Source organism: Neorhizobium sp. JUb45, from assembly GCF_004343585.1.
Taxonomy (GTDB): Bacteria; Pseudomonadota; Alphaproteobacteria; order Rhizobiales; family Rhizobiaceae; genus Neorhizobium.
In genome coordinates this window covers 145,918-163,418 of the sequence record NZ_SLYW01000002.1, presented here as the reverse complement: position 1 = coordinate 163,418, position 17,501 = coordinate 145,918, and the positions used below count along the sequence as shown (strand labels likewise).

The window sequence follows — 17,501 nt, the reverse complement described above, 5'->3', positions numbered from 1 at the left end:
CCACTGAGGACAGAATGAAAGTCTCCATTCTCGGCGCCGGCGTCATCGGCGTCACATCCGCCTACCAGCTTGCCAAGGCCGGCCACGAGGTCACCGTCATCGACCGCCAGCCGGGTCCGGCGCTGGAAACCAGCTTTGCCAATGCCGGCGAAGTGTCGTTCGGGTATTGCTCGCCCTGGGCTGCCCCCGGCATTCCGCAGAAGGCGATGAAGTGGCTGTTCATGAAACATGCACCGCTCATCCTGCGTCCGAAAATGGATGCGGCGATGCTGTCGTGGATGCTGAAAATGCTGATGAACTGCACCTCGGATCGGTACGCCATCAACAAGAGCCGCATGCTGCGGCTGGCCGATTACGCCCGTATCACGCTGGCGGATGTGCGGGAAGAGACCGGCATTGCCTATGACGCGCGCATGCAGGGCACGCTGCAGCTTTTTCGCACGCAGGATCAGCTGGATGCTTCGGCCAAGGACGTGAAGGCGCTGGCGGCCGATGGCGTGCCGTATGAAGTGCTGGACCGTGATGGCTGCGTGCGCGTCGAGCCTGCCCTTTCGCATGTGCGCCACAAGATTGTCGGCGGTCTTCTGACGCCGAAGGACGAGACCGGCGACTGCTTCAAGTTCACCAATGCGCTGGCGGCCAAGGCCGAGGCGCTGGGCGTGAAATTCCTCTGGGGCCACACTATCAAGGCCGTCGATATTTCCGGCGGTGCCGTCTCGGGCGTTCATACCGACAAGGGCGATATCAGGTCGGATGCCGTGGTCGTGGCGCTCGGCAGCTATTCGCCGCTTCTGGTCAAATCCTTCGGCATCAACCTGCCGGTCTATCCGGTCAAGGGTTACTCGCTGACCATCCCGATCACCGATGCGACGCGCGCGCCTGAATCCACCGTGATGGACGAGACCTACAAGATCGCCATCACGCGTCTGGGCGCCCGTATCCGTGTCGGCGGTATGGCGGAGATTTCCGGTTATACCAATGATCTCGGCCTTGCCCGCCGCCGCACGCTGGAACATTCGGTCATGGACCTGTTTCCGGGCGGCGAAGCCGGCAAGGGCGAATTCTGGTCGGGCCTTCGCCCGATGACGCCGGATGGCACGCCGATCATCGGTGGCACCCACATCAAGGGCCTCTATCTCAACACCGGCCATGGCACGCTGGGCTGGACCATGAGCACCGGTTCGGCGCGGGTGATTGCCGACCTCGTCAGCGGCCGCGCACCGGAAATCGATGCGAGCGACCTGTCCGTCAGCCGTTACGCCTGATTTTTTTGACCGACGCGGCGGCGCTTCGATGCCGCCGCTTCTGCCCTTCCCGCTCAGGCGAAGGGATCGTAGCCCGGCTTTTTGTAGATCAGGTCCGGCTTGCCGGCGATCTCCGGCACATAGACCTTTTCCGTCCAGTCTTCCGGCGCAACATCCTCGATCGCCACGGAGATGGATTTTTCCGTCGAACCGATGGCCGTCATCAGCGCCTTGGCGATTTCCGCCGTCAGCGCCTGCTTCTGCTCTTCCGTCTTGCCGGCAAACATTTTCACGATCACATGTGGCATGGCTTTTCCTTTATGTCGTTTCCGGGCCGTTTTCATTGATGCCGGGATATGGGTGAATTACAACATTGCTGGACAGTGGCAATTTGGATTTTTGAGCCCGCAGCGAAGGCAAGGCAGAAGCATATGGAAAAGACGGCAGCACCGGCGGCCGGCCGACCACGAAAGAACGACAGGCAGAAAACGAAAGACGACATCCTCGTCGTGGCCACCGCCGAGTTCGGCGAATACGGACTGGCCGGCGCACGCGTTGATGCGATCGCCGAAAAGACCAAAACCTCCAAGCGGATGATCTATTATTATTTCGGCGGCAAGGAAGGGCTGTATCTCGCAGTTCTGGAAAAGGCATATCGGCGCACCCGTTCTCGCGAAGACGACCTCCAGCTTGCCATCATGCCGCCGGCGGAAGCCCTGAGGACGCTGATTTACAGCACCTTCGACCACGATGAGCAGAACCCGGATTTCATCCGCATCGTCAGCAGTGAAAACATCAACAACGCCATGCATATGCGGCGTTCTGCGGAGCTGAGCGATCTCAACATATCGGTCATCCGCGTGCTCGACGATATTCTCTGTCGTGGTTATGCGCAGGGTGTCTTCTGTCGTCAGATTTCATCTCTCGACCTGCACCTGATGATCAGTGCGCTCTGTTTTTTCCGGGCTTCCAACCGCCACACGTTTGGTACGCTGTTTCATTGCGATCTCTCGCAACCGGACATTTATGAGCGCCATCGCACGATGGCGGCAGACATGATCCTGAGCTACTTGACCTCAGCGTCCATTCCCCACGATGGCGACTGACGTGGAACCCTCTGCGAAAAGGCGCGTTGCCTGACCGTGAAGCTGTCAAAGGCTGCGGGTAAGACGTGAAAGAGATGCCCGCAAAACCAGAGGATCGGAAGTGCTGCATGCCGTTTGCGTCAAACGATATCATCGACAGCAAGGACCTGTCGTTCCTGCACGCGGTGCTGACCGAAATCTGTCGCGAGCGAGAGATCCCGCCCGGCAGTGAAGCGGAAAAGGCGGTGGCGGACCAGTTGATCAACTGGTTCCTGTTCGGCATCCGTGACGCACAGGAACTCAAGTCCATGCTCGAGCCGATGATCGATCCGGAAACCGCAGCGACGGGGACATGACACGGATATGCCGGGAAAATTGACCGGTTGCCGAAGGTCGCCATGCCGATAAGATGCGCCTCGATATCGCATCGCATTTCCTTCAGGCAGGTTCATCATGACAGCGGACGTCATCGTACTCGGAGCCGGTATCATCGGCGTTTCGACGGCCATTCATCTCGCCCGGCGCGGCAAATCCGTGGTGCTGGTCGATCGTCGTGATCCCGGCTGCGAAACCTCCTATGGCAATGCCGGTCTGATCCAGCGTGAGGGCGTCGCCCCCTATGGCTTTCCGCAGGAGTTTCGCACCCTCATGCGTTATGCGCTCAACAATCGCGTCGATGCCTTTTATCACGCCCGCGCCATGCCCAGGGTGGCGCCCTTCCTGTTGCGTTACTGGTGGCATTCCAATGTCGATCGCCACACGCTGATCACCAAGGCCTATGCCCCGTTGATCGAACATTCGATCAGCGAACATGCGGACCTGATCGAGGCGGCGAATGCATCCCATCTGATCCGCAAGGATGGCTGGATGGAAGTGTTTCGCTCGCCCGCCGCACTGGATAAGGAACTGGCGTCGGCTCGCGCCAAACAATCCGAATACGGACTTGCCTTCGAGGCGCTCGACAAGGCAGCACTTGCCAGCCGAGAACCGCATCTGAGCGATGATTTTGCCGGTGGCCTGATCTGGCGCGATCCGTGGTCGGTTCTCGATCCGCTGGCGCTGACACAGGCCTATGTGGCGCTGTTCGAAAAGCTGGGCGGACGGTTCGTGCATGGAGATGCGACGACGCTGACGCCGGTTGCCAATGGCTGGAAGGTGACGACCGAGGACGGCCCTGTCCAGGGCGAGGAGGTGGTGGTTGCACTCGGCCCCTGGTCCGACACCGTGACCGCGCCGCTCGGCTACCGCTATCTGGTCGGCGTCAAGCGCGGTTATCACATGCATTATGGCGCAAGGGACGGGGCAAAGCTCAACAACTGGCTGATGGATGCCGAGCGCGGTTATCTGCTCGCCCCGATGAACCAGGGTATCCGCCTGACGACCGGCGCAGAGTTCGCATTGCGCGACGCGCCAAAAACACCGGTACAACTGGCCCGCGCCGAAGCGATTGCCCGAAACGTATTTCCATTGGGGGAAAGGCTCGACGCTGAGCCATGGATGGGCGCCCGCCCCTGCACGCCGGACATGATGCCGGTGATCGGCAAGGCGCCGCGCCATCGCGGCCTGTGGTTCGCCTTCGGTCATGCGCATCATGGTTTGACGCTGGGGCCGGTAACGGGGCGCATTCTGGCGGAAACGATGACCGGCGAAAAACCGGTCATCGATATCTCGGCTTACAGGCCCGAACGCTTCCGGGCGTGAATATCAGATCGAAGTTGGGAACTTGCCTTCGAAATAATAGGTGGCCTGAGCGCGGGTGATCGCCTTGAACTGGGCGACGATAACTTCGCCTTCCTTTTCCGGAACCATCAGCGCCAGACGCAGGGTTGCGGAAGCCATGTGGAACATCAGAAACAGCGTGCGGCGATACGCATCACGCATCTGCTCTGGAATGAACTGCTCCGTGGCATCGTAGAAGCTGTCCGCCTGATAGCGGGTTTCATCGATATCGCGGTCGGCAAGCGCCTTGTCTGCCTGGATGGCGTTCAGCAGATCCTGTGTCGATGGATTCTGGCGCAGGTTATTGTAGTAGACGTCGAACATCGTGTCGGTCGCGTCCAGCGCATCAGCCGCAGAGGAGATGCTGGTGATCGTCTTGCTGACGATCAGACGGGTCTGGTCGACATAGCGATCATAAAGCATCGCGATGATCGCCGATTTATTCGGGAAATATTGATAGACCGACGCGATCGGACCACCGGAAAGAGCGGCAATTTCCTTCATCGTGACGGCATCAATGCCCTTTTCACCGATGAGATGCATTGAAACTTTCAGGATTTCGTCAATACGATCACGGCTTCTTCCCTGTTTGGGAACGCGACGGAGCGACGATGAACTTCCACTGTCATGACCGAGACCTGGCATAATATTCCTCAAACCGTTATTCGACGTAGCCCCGGGCGTCATTTCAGCATCAGACGCAATAAGCCCGGATACGCATTCTTAAAACCTGACTACTGTACGGAAGTGCCCCACAAACGGATCACCTCTCCCTCGATTTTATTTCGCCCCGTGCGGGAGGGACCGCTCGAACCGCATTCGCCACCAAGCATTGCCAGCCAGCAAAACCCGATCTGGATACACCGGAACCAAGCGTCGGACTTCACCGCGCCAATTCCGATACCCTTTCACAACAGACGAAAGGGAAATCAAAATAGTTTCATCAAACCGACAGATTATCTGAAACCGTTAACAGCAAGGGCCTCGCGAAAAACTTGGCCTGGTCATTTAGAGAGTTGGGCAGGAGCGAACGCCAATTCTTTGTAAACGTACAAAGACAGTCATATTCGATGGCCTGCAAATCAACGCCAGACAAATCATTAGCCCGGCATGTAATCTGTCAGACAAGACAGACCCAACAAGATAACTACAACATCAAATTGCAAACACCCCTTACCCTATAGGAACCACTCACTTACTTTATGAGTAATATGTACTTCAATGATTGGAACGGTTCAATGACAACTGTAAAATATACATCGATTAACATTATATTTACCATAAAAAGACCCGCATCACGCGCAAACAGGTAAATGTCGCCACCATTGGGCGGTAAAAATCCCCTGACGGTGCCTCAACACCACCCGGCAATATCGCGAATCGCTGTTACAGAAGCTGACGGAACAAACGAAAAAAGCCGCGGACTGATCCGCGGCTTTCAGGAATTCGATTGTGTTACCCTGCTGTTGCCAGATCGGGTCAGGCGGCGGGAGCGCGCAACTCAGGCATGCTGGCCGGCGGGAATTCGTCGAGGCCGAGCAGGAAGTTGATCTGCGGGCGCGCCTTGACGAGATCGTCGATCGTGTATTCGGCCAACACATCAAAAAATGCGTTGAGTGCCTTGCGCAGCGCCGAGTTGAGGCCACAGCTGTCGACCAGAGGACATTCGGCAACGCCGTCCTCGAAGCATTCCGCCATGGCAAAACTGTCTTCCGTGACCCGTACGACGTCAAACAGCGTGATCTTGTCGGCAGCACGGCCAAGCTTGACGCCGCCGTTGCGACCGCGGACGGTCTCGACCAGACCGGCCTTGGTCAGCGGCTGCAGGATCTTGAACAGGAAAAGCTCGGACACGCCATAGGCTCTGGCGATCTCGGGAATACGGCTCAAATGGCCTTCGTTCGCGGCGCAATACATCAGCATGCGAACGGCATAATTGGTCTGTTTCGTCAGGCGCATCTTCGTCTCCAGAGACTCTTGAAGTCCTATATAGGGGCTTTGCTAGTTTTGAACAATTCCAAAATACAATTTTCACCGCCGTGTTTACACAAATGTGTCCGCGTTTTCACGACGCCGGATCGGCAGCGCCAGATTATGGTGACCGCCGTACTCCAGTTTTTTCTTATATGCGTTTGCCCCCTGCTCCACAAGGCATGGATGTCGCGTCTTTTGAACGCAGGCGTTCGACGCAATGCTCCAAAGGCCGGTCAAGGCCTTGTGGAACTGCGACGTCCAAACTTCGGATGACCTTTATTTACGGCTCAATATGCGGAGAAAAACCAGCTGCCGATTGCCACCAGACCGCAAGCCACGATCAATGCGAGGCCGACCTTGCCAATCTGCGCCCGACGCGCACGCTTGGCATCCCACTCATAAACCATGACGCGCACCCCCCCCCCAACTCTGTACTGGAGCGCTAAATTAGTCCGGCTGACAGGAAGGTCAATGTGTCAAAGCCGGACATCGTCACGGATCCTTAACGGCACCTTCAAGTTGTTGTGCATAATCGCGGATATATTTCTGCCGCGCCGGGGTGCCGGGATGGGTGGAGAGCATGCTTGTTTCACCACGGTCGCCGATCTTTTCCTCCAGAATGGCGAAGAAACGCGCCAGCGCATCCGCATGATAACCGGCAGCCTTCATCAGCTCCACGGAACGACGATCCGCCGCCTCTTCCGCACCACGCGAATAGGAGAGCGCCACAAGCGTGCCGCCCTGCGCGAGAATATCCTCGACGCCGGAGCCGACGTCACCGGCGATCAGCATGACCAGCGCCGCAAAACCGGCAACCCGGTAGATCTGCCGCAGACTGTGATCGCCTTCGACATGGGCAATCTCATGCCCCAGCACGCCGAGAACCATCTGGCGATCGCCCTTGGCGAGTTGCACGAGATCATCGGTCAGGACCAGCGTGCCGTCCGGCAGCGCAAAGGCATTCGGCCCCATCAGCCGGGCATTGCGGAACAGCAGTTTGTAAGCGGGTTCGCCGCCTCTGGCATTCCTGGCCAGCGGTGCGAATTCGGCACGGATAGAACTTTGCTCCTCCTGCGACAATTCGGTTGGGCTCAGCAATGTCTTGTCGAGCGAGGCGAGCGTGCTTGCGCCGATCATCTGCGGAACGACGGGAGGCGTTACCAGCACCGCCACCTCGACCATCACCGGCAGGGCAAACCGATAGATGCCGACGGCCAAGAGAATGACGGCAAGGGTGAAGGCGATCAGACGCGGATGAAACTGCTCGAGGCGATGGACGAAACCGCTGCGCTTGCCGCCATGACGGCCGACAAAGGCATCGATGGCATCATTGTCACGGGTTTCGAACACCGAGCCATCTATAAATGTCAGGCGCCGCGGGATCGAACCGACCCGCGGGCTGATGTCAATCTGCTCGCGAAGGCCGGAGGCCAGCGTGGCGCCGTCGGAGACGGCGACCAGCTGGGCTTCCTGTTCACGAAGTTCCGCGGCGACCGCGCGGCTGGAATGAGCGGGGTGCCATTCGCCGCGCGCGATCAGAGTGCCGTCAGAAACCAAAGTCAAATCCTTCCAGGTCGAGATATTCGGCGCTGACAGCAGAGCCGGTCATCTCCATGGACGACAATACCTCACCCAGATCGCCGACAACAATGACGCCGGTGTGAATGGCCATGAAGCGGGCCATTCGCACGGCAGCCCAGGGGCGCATCAGGCTGAGCGTGAGGATGGTGACGATGACGTTGGAAATGGCGATCCAGGCATACTGGAAACGCGGCGCATCGCTGACCAGCTGATGCTTGCCATCGAGCGTGGTGGCGGAGAAGACGACATTGCGCACACCGATACGGTACAGCAGGCCGGCAAGACCGTAGGCGACGAAGACGAACAGGACGGCGAAATGTACCGGGCTGAAGCCGGACATGCTGTCGAGCATTTCGGTATCGCTCATTGCGGATGCAGCCGATGCAGCTGCGAAGCCGATACCCGCAATGAGAACCGTGCCGACAACGATCAGCGCAGCCGGAAGGATCCAGACGCCGTAAAGAGACTTGATCTTGGGATCGGTCGCGAACGGACGGTCACCGTAATGCAGGTTGTTGAAGACATAACGCCAGACCCAGCGGCTTGCGAGCGGCGCGAGAATGCCGAAGGAGATCGATGCAACCATGCTGCCGAGCAGGACCGAAACGAACGCGCCACCAACCGAGCCGATGAAATTGAAGCGAACATTGCGATAGCTGGTGACGCGAGCGCTAAAACGCAGGCTGCGCTGGATCAGCCAAGGCAGCGCAACAAGAATGACGAAAAACACGATCAGGCCGAAGGGCGGGAAAATGGTCGTCAGAATGTTGGTGACGATGAAGAAACCGACGACGATCAGGCGGCCGATGAAAATCTGCTTGCCGGTGGCGTGGTATTCGAATGCACGGTCTGCGATGACGGTGTTTCCGTAAAAGTAACGGTTGCGGCGGACCTTTGCCCAAGCCGAGTAAATGCCGAGCGTCACGATTGTCAAAAGAACGTTGACGATCCAGATTCCGAAGTATTCCCGCGCATTTCCGCTGAAAGATGCACGCTCAAGCGTGCCGGACGCCTTCGGCGCCAAGTCTGAAAAGGACATGTATATTTCCCCAATCCTTCAATTGCCGCAAAAAGCGGCAGATCCCATTGATCGGCTGCGGCAAATAGCGCAATAAAAATCAATTTCAATCACATAATAGAGAAAGGGGAGTTTTACCCTCCACTTCCAAGTCGCTGAAAACACGCCAAAAACGAACAAGGGCGACTTACGCCGCCCTCTCCTAAAATGCTGCTTTGACTTTTATTTTAGCGACTTACTTCATGACCGGCATGACGAATTCCGCACCATCCTTGATGCCCGAAGGCCAGCGGGCGGTGATCGTCTTGGTCTTGGTCCAGAACTTGATCGAGTCCGTGCCGTGCTGGTTGAGATCACCAAAGGAGGATGCTTTCCAGCCACCAAAGGAATGATAGGCGAGCGGCACCGGGATCGGTACGTTGATGCCGATCATGCCGATATTGATGCGGGAGGCAAAGTCGCGCGCCGCATCGCCGTCACGGGTGTAGATGGCGACGCCATTGCCATATTCGTGCTTCATCGGCAGGTCGATCGCTTCCTCGTAATTTTTGGCGCGCACGACCGACAGGACCGGACCAAAGATTTCCTGCTTGTAGATATCCATATCCGGCGTGACGTGGTCGAACAGCGAACCGCCGACGAAATAGCCGTCCTCATAACCCTGCAGCTTGAAACCGCGACCATCAACGAGAAGCTCGGCTCCCTCTTCGACACCACGGTCGATCAGGCCGTTGATGCGCTCCTGCGCAGCCTTGGTGACGACCGGACCCATGTCGGCCTTGTCATCCGTATAGGGGCCGATGCGCAGGGACTCGATCTTGGGGATCAGCTTTTCGACGAGGCGATTGGCGGTTTCCTCGCCGACCGGAACGGCAACCGACACCGCCATGCAGCGCTCGCCTGCCGAACCGTAGCCTGCGCCCATAAGCGCGTTGACGGCCTGATCGAGATCGGCGTCGGGCATGATGATCATGTGGTTCTTGGCGCCACCGAAGCACTGGGCGCGCTTGCCGTTCATCGCCGCCGTGCCATAGACATAACGGGCGATCGGGGTGGAGCCGACGAAGGAGATGGCGCCGATATCCGGATCGGTCAGAAGCGCATCGACGGCTTCCTTGTCACCATTGATGACATTGAGAATGCCGGCAGGCAGACCCGCCTCGATCATCAATTCTGCCAGACGCAGCGGCAGCGACGGGTCACGTTCCGATGGCTTCAGGATGAAGGCGTTGCCGCAGGCGATCGCCGGCGCAAACATCCACATGGGGATCATGCCCGGAAAATTGAACGGCGTGATACCGGCGCCGATGCCGACCGGCTGGCGGATCGAATACATGTCGATGGCGGGACCCGCACCTTCGGTGAACTCACCCTTGGAGAGATGCGGAATGCCGATGACGAATTCGCAGACTTCCAGGCCGCGGACGATATCGCCCTTGGAGTCTTCAACCGTCTTGCCATGCTCCTTCGATAGCATCACCGCCAGCTCATCCATGTTCTGGTTGAGGAGATCGACGAATTTCATGAACACGCGGGCGCGGCGCTGCGGGTTGGTGGCTGCCCATTTCGGCTGCGCCGCCTTGGCATTTTCCACCGCCGCACGGATTTCCGCAACGCTTGCCAGCGCCACCTTGGCCTGAACCTCGCCGGTTGCCGGATTAAAGACGTCGGCCGTGCGACCGCTTGTGCCGGCCACGTGGCTGCCGCCGATGAAATGTCCGAGTGTGTTCATTGAAAAGTCCTCCATTCAGTTGCCGGCAGGATGACATTCACATTTGCACAGGGCAACGCCGTAGTTTACGCATCCGTTGTGCAAATTTCGACATCGGCAATCACATGCGGGGTGCTGCGATGAACTGGGATGATGTCCGGCTGTTTCTGTCAGTGGCGCGAACCGGGCAGATCCTCAGCGCCTCGCGGCGACTGGGCATCAATCACGCGACGTTGGGGCGACGCCTCACCGCGCTGGAAGCCGACATGAAGACGCAGTTGCTGATCCGCCGCACGACGGGATGCGAACTGACGCCGCAAGGCCAGGCGCTTTATGCATCAGCCGAGCGCATGGAAGCGGAAATGCTGGCCATGCAGGCGGCAACAGGATCGGGCGATGCGGCGATTGCCGGCACGGTGCGGATCGGTGCGCCGGATGGTCTGGGTGTTGCCGTGCTGGCGCCGCGCCTGGGCGAACTGACGGAACGGCACCCGCAGCTGAAACTGCAGCTGGTGCCGGTGCCGCGCTCGTTTTCGCTGTCACAGCGCGAGGCGGACATCGCCATTACAATAGAACGGCCGCAGCAGGGGCGGCTGATCTCGGCCAAGCTGACGGATTACACGCTCGGCCTTTATGCTTCACGCGACTATCTGCAAAAGCGGGGCCGGCCGCAAACGGTGGAAGACCTGCGCGGCCATGCGCGTATCGGTTATGTCGAGGACCTGATCTTCTCCCCATCGCTGAACTTTACCGGCGAGGTGATGCGCAACTGGGATGCGGGTTTTGAAGTATCGAGCGCGATCGGACAGGTACAGGCCGTGCGCGCCGGTGCCGGCATCGCCATCCTGCATGATTATATTGCCAGACAGGATAGCGAACTGGAGCGGCTTTTGCCGGAAATCGGCCTGCGCCGCTCGTACTGGACGACATATCACGAAAGCATGCGCGATCTGCCGCGCATGCGCACCGTCATTGCCTTCCTGCAGGAAATCGTCACAGCACTGAAGCTTGCCGCCGGAGATTGAAACCTTCCGCGGCGGCAAGACATCTCTTTATTCACCGTGATGTTCGTAGGCGCCATGGCCGAGCCGATGCGCCATCAGCATGGCAGTGAGCTGCACAAGATTGCGTGCCCCCATGCGATCCTTCATGCGCTCGAGACGGTGCTCGACCGTTCGCGGCGACACATTGATCTGGGCAGCGATTTCCTTGGCGGTGGCGCCCTCCACCAGCAACTGCACGATCGATTCGTCCGTCAGGTCGAGTTCCGCATGTTTTTGCGGTGCCACGAACATGAAACGTCCCATGGTGCAGGTGATCACCCATTCCGGCCCAGCAGTGTTCTTCTGTGCCAGCATGATTCGATCGTAACCGACACTGAGGCCCATGACGCGTGTCTTGACCACCTCGATGACCGGCTGCTGCGTCTGGATCACTTCCTGCATACGCGGCACGACCGCGTGTTCCATGAACTGGCGGTCGGACACGTCCCCCAATGGCCCATCGGGAAGAAGCTTGGACATATCCAGCAGGCGTGACGCAAAGCCATAGGTGCGGATTGCCCGCATGCGCCATTGCCACGGATCGCCTTCATCGACCCGGATCAGAGTGAGGCGCATACGCACCGAAAGAAGATCCACCACACCACGATAGATATCGATAGCATCGGCAGGACGATTTGGGTCAGATGCGAGCCATGCATCAAGAAGCTTACGACTCACTACTGAAAAAGGTGTCTCTTTAGGCATAAGATAAGTTGTAGTACCCAGCTAAAAACTGAGGACATACGAGCCGAATATTTCTTCCCGCACAAGGAGAAATTCCTTTAAAACGCAACTGCTTATTTAGTTTTCTCGCATTTTTGCGACGCAGACGGGAAAATAGCAACCGGCGGCTGCCAAATTCCCGAAACGGCACATCGCGGTCCCAAAATGGTTAGATTTTTTTTACGGTAAAACCTCGAAACAACGGCCAGAATAGTGATTTTACGAGCCTAGCAAGTCCGCAATTGCCACAGTTTCGCCCCAAACAAAGGCGGAATCTAAACTTGATATATACATCAACTGCAGACGGAAAATTCGATCCCAATTGTCGAAGGCTGGCGTTGTCGACCTTGCGCACGCTATCCGTTACCGCAACGACACGGATCGAAGAACCATCTCTGATGGTGACTTGGCGAATATACGCGCCGCAAACAGACTGGCAGACGTGCCAATACCCGTCGCCATGACGATCACAGCAACGCAAAACAACAAAAATGAAACTGGAGAGAAGAGACTTCTCTTCTCCCCGACAGTCGCAGTGACATAAAGACTGACGGGGAGAAGAGAATGGTACGGTTGAGTGGGGTCGAACCACCGACCTCAGGTGCCACAAACCTGCGCTCTAACCAACTGAGCTACAACCGCACATGAGACGTTTTGGGCGTCTGCGGCTCACATACGAGGATCAAACTCGTTTTGCAAGCCCCTAACAGTCATCCAGATGAGAAAGACCACATGACAATGTGCAGTCTTTATCCTTCGCAAACGGATCAGGCCGCCTTGAAGCCGGCCATGGCACGTTCGGCCGCAGCGCGTCCGGGTTTCGTCACCTGCTCGGCCACCTTGCGGGTCGTCTCTTGCATGCCGCGCATATGCTGCGCAGTCAACTCCGCCTGCTTGCGCATGAAACTGGACTGCAGTTCGAACAGTTCGGACACCGAGCGCACGCCCATCATCGCTTCCATATGGGCGATGGAAAGATCGGCGCTGCTGCGCATCGTGTCCGCCACCTTCATGCCCAGCTCGAATGAGCCTGACTGGGCAGACTGAAATGTGTCTTCCACAGTTTTCGTCGCGTCCGTCGTCACTTCGCGCATGCGCGAATAGGCTTCGCGGGACTGTTCGGCGCCCTTCTCCGCAGCCTCGCGGAACCCTTGCGCCATACGGCTCGGATCGAATGTGGAAAATCCAAAGAAATCATCGGCTTTATAAGCCATGTTATGTCCTCCTCGACATAAACCCGGCAGGGGATGCCGGCTCCTCATCTGTATATTTAAAACATCTAATTGTGCAATGCAACATATTTGTGCGCCGCACCTTCCGGCGTTAACCCTCTTGCCCGATAGGAAGGCGGCGAAGGTGGACCCGAGCCCCCTGTGAAGTTACTAACAATATGTTAACTTGGCACTTCGTCGCGTATCTGGCGAAGGTGCTCCCAGGGTTCGTTCATGTCCGCTGTACAGTATCCATTTATAGACATCGCCGTGCATCCGCGCATCCGTGCGCGCCTTTCCGGCGGCGAGGCGATCGTCATTTTTTCGCCCGACATGAAACATGCGCTCTGGGCGAACGGACGCGGCGCCGAGCTTTTCGGCCACGAATCCATCTATGATTTTCTCGACCATGGCACCGCCCCGATCGACGTGTCCTTCCGGCAGGCGGACGCGGCTGCGCGTGGATTGAAGAATGACGGCGACAGCCGCTCCTTTATAATGCGCGTCACCAACGGTTTTCAGCGCACCGCCGTGCAGGCCACATGCGAACTGATGACGATCGGCCACGACCGCGCCATCATGATTGCCGCACCGACTGCCGACGAGACGATGTCTGTCGCCCAATGCGCGGCGCGCATGATCGAAGGTTTTGACGACACCGATACGCACCGCGCCGTGCTGGACCAGAATGGCGCGATCCTGGCCGCCTCGCCGCGTTTCGCCTCGCTCGATCTGACGCCGCATACCGCGCGCATGCTGGTGAATATGGCCGCCGTGCATAATGAAGGCCTGGTAAAACGCCCTGTCCCGACCAGGATCGGCTACCTGCCGGCGGCGATGGGCCGGGTTTCCGACATGCCGGCCATGCATCTTCTGTTCATCGTCGAACCGGACGAGGATTCCTCCGACGTCATTCCGATGGAAATCAGGCGAGAGACGATCGGGAACGAAGACGTGACAGCAGTCGTCGATACCGCTCCGGCAATTGCCGAAATCATCGAGCCGGCCGAAATTTCAGAGCCGGAAGTGCCGGCCGTGGAAACTCCTGCCGAAACCACGCCCGCCGCCGATGCTTATGCGGATACGCTCGATGCGCTGGCAGACATTTCCGAAGTGGATGACGAGCCGACCGAGGAGGCTGAATTCGAGCCCTCCAGCCGGCCCGCCAACGAAACGACGCAGACCGAACAGGCCATGTCCGAGGTGAGGCAGGCGCTGCTCGACAGCTTTGGCACCGAACCCGAGGCCCAGGATGGCGACGAAGCCGTGGCTTCCGATGACGCCGAGGACATGGATGAGGTAGACGAGACCGAATTGGAAGCGGACGAAGATCTGCCGGTAGAAGAGGTTTTGGCGGACGATGCTCCGGTCGCAGCCGAAGAAGAAGATCTGGCCGATACGGCAGTGACGGAAACCGTGGCCGTCACCGTGGATGAACCGAATGAGACGCCGGCACAGATGTTCGGCACCTCCAGAATTTCCGATAATGCAGAGCCTTTCGTGTTTTCGCCCGATATGCGCGCCACGCGTTTTGTCTGGAAGATCGATTCCGAAGGCCGGTTCAGCGAAGTGTCCAGCGAGTTTGCCCGCGTCGTCGGCCCACATGCCGCCGATATCAACGGCCTTGCCTTTTCCGATCTCGCAGCGCTGTTCAACTTCGATCCGGACGGCAAGATCGCAGAGCTTTTGCGCAAGCGCGATACGTGGTCCGGCAAGACCATCTGGTGGCCGATCGAAGGCACGACCCTGAAAGTGCCGGTCGACCTCGCCGCCCTGCCCACCTATACGCGTTCACGCGAATTCGACGGTTTTCGCGGTTTCGGGATCGTGCGCGTTGCCGATGTGGCGGAAGACCCGCTGGCAATCGGTGTGACACTGGTGCCGACACCGGCCGCCGCTGAGACGGAAACCTCGGCTGAAGACGCCACTGCCGAGAGCGATGACACAGCCGTTCATGGGTCGGACGACAGCATCGCCCTGCTGCCGGAAACGAGTGACGACGACATCCCGGCTTCAGCGGACGTTGTTGACGATAGCGACACAGCTACGGCAGCCGACGATGCTTATGCCGACCCCGCCGAGGCGGAAGATGCCGATGACATCGCGCCGGAAGAAGACACTTCCGAGATGGATGCGCCTGCCGCCCCGGAAGAAGAGCGGCCCGCGCTTCGCGTCGTCGAAACACCGTCGCGTCGCCATTCCGACAAGGTCATCCAGTTCGAGGAACGCCGTTCGCGCAAGGATGGGCTGACGCCCGGCGAGCAGGCAGCGTTTATCGAGATCGCCCGCCGCCTCGAGCCACTGACGGATCGGGAAGAGGTGGAGGACGACAATTCCATCCTCGCGCCTCACGCCAATGAAAACGCCCCGAGCGACCTCATCGAGGCCGCAGCCGGGCAGGACGAAACGGCGGCAGAAGAGACTGTTGACGCAGCCGAGCAGCCGGACGACAGCGACGCGAACCTTGACGGGAGCAGCGACGCGGCGGAAGACGGCGATGAAGACGTGGCTTCCGAAGCGCTGCCATTGCTCGATCAGGCGGAAACCGATGCCGATGAAACCGACCGGGTCGATGCCCAGATTGAGGAAGATGACGAGGACGAGCAGGAACCGGAAGCCGAGGAGCCGGCGACCTATGCCGACATCATTCCGGTGCGCGCACGGCTTGGTCTGAGTGCGGAAATTCTCGACCAGATGCCGGTGGCGTTGATCGTTCATGCCGGCGACCGGCTGTTCCATGCCAATCCCGAATTCCTGCGCCTGACCGGCTACGAATCCCTTGATCAGCTTGATGAACTTGGCGGTCTCGACGTGCTTTTGCAGCGCGACGAACTCGAAGCCAAGACCGCCGAGGCCGGTGGCATGGTGGTGGTGCGCGCCGACGATACGCTGGTTCCGGTCAGCGCCCGCCTGCAATCGATCCGCTGGGAACAATCGACCGCGCTGATGCTCGCACTGATGCCGGTCGCGGTGGTCGCAGAACCCGTGCCTGCGGCCGTGCAGACTGCTGCCGAAACCGTCGTGGACGAAGACGCAGCCGCCATTGCCGCGGAAGTCTCAGGCCTCAAGGTGGAAGTGGACGAGCTGCGCTCGATCCTCGAAACCGCGACGGACGGCGTCGTCATCATCGGCTCGGAAGGCGATGTGCGCTCGATGAACCGGGCTGCCAGTGCGCTGTTCAACTATGACAATGACGAGACCGCCGGCCGGCCTTTCGTGATGCTGTTTGCCCATGAAAGCCAGCGCTCGGTCATCGATTATCTCGGTGGCCTGTCCGGCCATGGCGTTGCCAGCGTTCTGAATGACGGGCGTGAGGTGATCGGCCGTGAAGCCGGTGGTGGTTTCCTGCCGCTGTTCATGACGATCGGCCGGTTAACCTCGTCGAACGGTTATTGCGCCGTCATCCGCGACATCACCGCCTGGAAGCGGACCGAGGAAGAACTGCGCAACGCCAAGCGCGCCGCCGAAACAGCCAATGCGCACAAGAGCGATTTTCTCGCCCATGTCAGCCATGAGATCCGCACGCCGCTGAACGCGATCATCGGTTTTGCCGACATGATGGCGACCGAACGTTTTGGCCCGATCGGCCATCCGCGCTATGTGGAATATGCCAATGATATCGGCCGCTCCGGCCGCCATGTGCTCGATATCGTCAACGACCTCCTGGATATTTCCAAGATCGAGGCGGGCGAGATGGATCTCGAATTCGAGGCGGTTGGCCTGAACGAGACCGTGTCGGAAGCCGTGTCGATCATCCAGCCACAGGCCAACGGCCAACTGGTGATCATTCGCACCGCGCTCTCTCAGGCTGTGCCGCAGGTGGTGGCGGATCTGCGTTCGATCAAGCAGATCGTTCTCAACCTCCTGTCCAATGCCATCCGGTTCACCCCGTCGGGCGGGCAGATCGTGGTGTCCAGCGCTTTCGAGGCGAATGGCAACGTCATCCTGCGCATCCGCGATACCGGGATCGGCATGACGCGCTCGGAACTGGAACTGGCGATGAAGCCTTTCCGGCAGGTGACAGGGGCTGCCCGCAAGCGCGGCGACGGCACCGGGCTGGGACTGCCGCTGACCAAGGCGATGGTGGATGCCAACCGCGCATCCTTCGCCATCTCGTCGACGCCCAACGAAGGAACACTGGTGGAGATCACCTTCCCCTCACCGCGTGTTCTGGCCAACTGATTGCAACGCT

The 17,501-nt window shown here is 58.8% G+C and carries 14 protein-coding genes and 1 tRNA gene; 6 read left to right on the top strand and 9 right to left on the bottom strand.

The annotated features are described in order from the left end of the window. Nucleotides 1–14: 14 nt before the first annotated feature. Nucleotides 15–1,265, top strand: coding sequence for a D-amino acid dehydrogenase (locus EDF70_RS07355; protein ID WP_132272720.1), 1,251 nt, complete (start codon nucleotides 15–17; stop codon nucleotides 1,263–1,265). 53 nt (nucleotides 1,266–1,318) lie between these two features. Here the strand turns inward: EDF70_RS07355 and EDF70_RS07350 are convergent, their stop codons facing one another. After that, the gene (locus EDF70_RS07350) at nucleotides 1,319–1,552 is read right to left on the bottom strand and encodes a tautomerase family protein (protein WP_132272719.1); all 234 of its coding nucleotides are present in this window, start codon (nucleotides 1,550–1,552) and stop codon (nucleotides 1,319–1,321) included. Between the two features lie 123 nt (nucleotides 1,553–1,675). Here EDF70_RS07350 and EDF70_RS07345 point away from each other — a divergent pair, with 123 nt between their 5' ends. The 3 genes from EDF70_RS07345 to EDF70_RS07335 all read left to right on the top strand — a co-directional run bounded on the left by EDF70_RS07345 (nucleotide 1,676) and on the right by EDF70_RS07335 (nucleotide 4,030). Next, nucleotides 1,676–2,350: a TetR/AcrR family transcriptional regulator gene (locus EDF70_RS07345; protein ID WP_132272718.1), complete on the top strand. Its 675-nt coding sequence runs from the start codon at nucleotides 1,676–1,678 to the stop codon at nucleotides 2,348–2,350. A gap of 107 nt (nucleotides 2,351–2,457) precedes the next feature. Continuing rightward, complete coding sequence (locus tag EDF70_RS07340) at nucleotides 2,458–2,685, top strand: hypothetical protein (protein WP_132272717.1); 228 nt, start codon at nucleotides 2,458–2,460, stop codon at nucleotides 2,683–2,685. 97 nt (nucleotides 2,686–2,782) lie between these two features. After that, entirely contained in the window at nucleotides 2,783–4,030 is a 1,248-nt protein-coding gene (locus EDF70_RS07335; protein ID WP_132272716.1) for an FAD-binding oxidoreductase, read from the top strand. Nucleotides 4,031–4,033: 3 nt separating this feature from the next. Here EDF70_RS07335 and EDF70_RS07330 read toward each other — a convergent pair whose 3' ends face one another. The 5 genes from EDF70_RS07330 to EDF70_RS07310 form a co-directional block, all read right to left on the bottom strand. Next, nucleotides 4,034–4,693, bottom strand: coding sequence for a TetR/AcrR family transcriptional regulator (locus EDF70_RS07330; RefSeq protein WP_132272715.1), 660 nt, complete (start codon nucleotides 4,691–4,693; stop codon nucleotides 4,034–4,036). An 834-nt stretch (nucleotides 4,694–5,527) separates the two neighbouring features. Continuing rightward, nucleotides 5,528–6,007, bottom strand: coding sequence for an iron-responsive transcriptional regulator RirA (gene rirA / locus EDF70_RS07325; RefSeq protein WP_132272714.1), 480 nt, complete (start codon nucleotides 6,005–6,007; stop codon nucleotides 5,528–5,530). A 507-nt stretch (nucleotides 6,008–6,514) separates the two neighbouring features. Next, the gene (locus EDF70_RS07320; RefSeq protein ID WP_132272713.1) at nucleotides 6,515–7,579 is read right to left on the bottom strand and encodes a M48 family metallopeptidase; all 1,065 of its coding nucleotides are present in this window, start codon (nucleotides 7,577–7,579) and stop codon (nucleotides 6,515–6,517) included. Then, the gene (locus tag EDF70_RS07315) at nucleotides 7,569–8,642 is read right to left on the bottom strand and encodes a DUF898 family protein (protein WP_132272712.1); all 1,074 of its coding nucleotides are present in this window, start codon (nucleotides 8,640–8,642) and stop codon (nucleotides 7,569–7,571) included. Before EDF70_RS07315 ends, EDF70_RS07320 begins: the two co-directional genes overlap by 11 nt. A gap of 214 nt (nucleotides 8,643–8,856) precedes the next feature. Then, nucleotides 8,857–10,353, bottom strand: coding sequence for a CoA-acylating methylmalonate-semialdehyde dehydrogenase (locus EDF70_RS07310; protein ID WP_132272711.1), 1,497 nt, complete (start codon nucleotides 10,351–10,353; stop codon nucleotides 8,857–8,859). A gap of 119 nt (nucleotides 10,354–10,472) precedes the next feature. On the opposite strand from EDF70_RS07310, the gene EDF70_RS07305 reads away from it, so the two are divergent. Next, nucleotides 10,473–11,357, top strand: a complete 885-nt coding sequence (locus EDF70_RS07305; RefSeq protein WP_132272710.1) for a LysR family transcriptional regulator — start codon at nucleotides 10,473–10,475, stop codon at nucleotides 11,355–11,357. A 27-nt stretch (nucleotides 11,358–11,384) separates the two neighbouring features. Here EDF70_RS07305 and EDF70_RS07300 read toward each other — a convergent pair whose 3' ends face one another. The 3 genes from EDF70_RS07300 to EDF70_RS07290 all read right to left on the bottom strand — a co-directional run bounded on the left by EDF70_RS07300 (nucleotide 11,385) and on the right by EDF70_RS07290 (nucleotide 13,312). Beyond that, nucleotides 11,385–12,053, bottom strand: a complete 669-nt coding sequence (locus tag EDF70_RS07300) for a helix-turn-helix transcriptional regulator (protein WP_245519089.1) — start codon at nucleotides 12,051–12,053, stop codon at nucleotides 11,385–11,387. A gap of 610 nt (nucleotides 12,054–12,663) precedes the next feature. Continuing rightward, nucleotides 12,664–12,740: transfer RNA gene (locus EDF70_RS07295), tRNA-His, on the bottom strand. A 125-nt stretch (nucleotides 12,741–12,865) separates the two neighbouring features. After that, nucleotides 12,866–13,312, bottom strand: coding sequence for a phasin family protein (locus EDF70_RS07290; protein WP_132272708.1), 447 nt, complete (start codon nucleotides 13,310–13,312; stop codon nucleotides 12,866–12,868). Nucleotides 13,313–13,543: 231 nt separating this feature from the next. On the opposite strand from EDF70_RS07290, the gene EDF70_RS07285 reads away from it, so the two are divergent. Then, a complete protein-coding gene (locus tag EDF70_RS07285; protein WP_132272707.1) occupies nucleotides 13,544–17,491 on the top strand; it encodes an ATP-binding protein in 3,948 nt (1,315 codons plus the stop codon). Nucleotides 17,492–17,501: the final 10 nt, after the last annotated feature.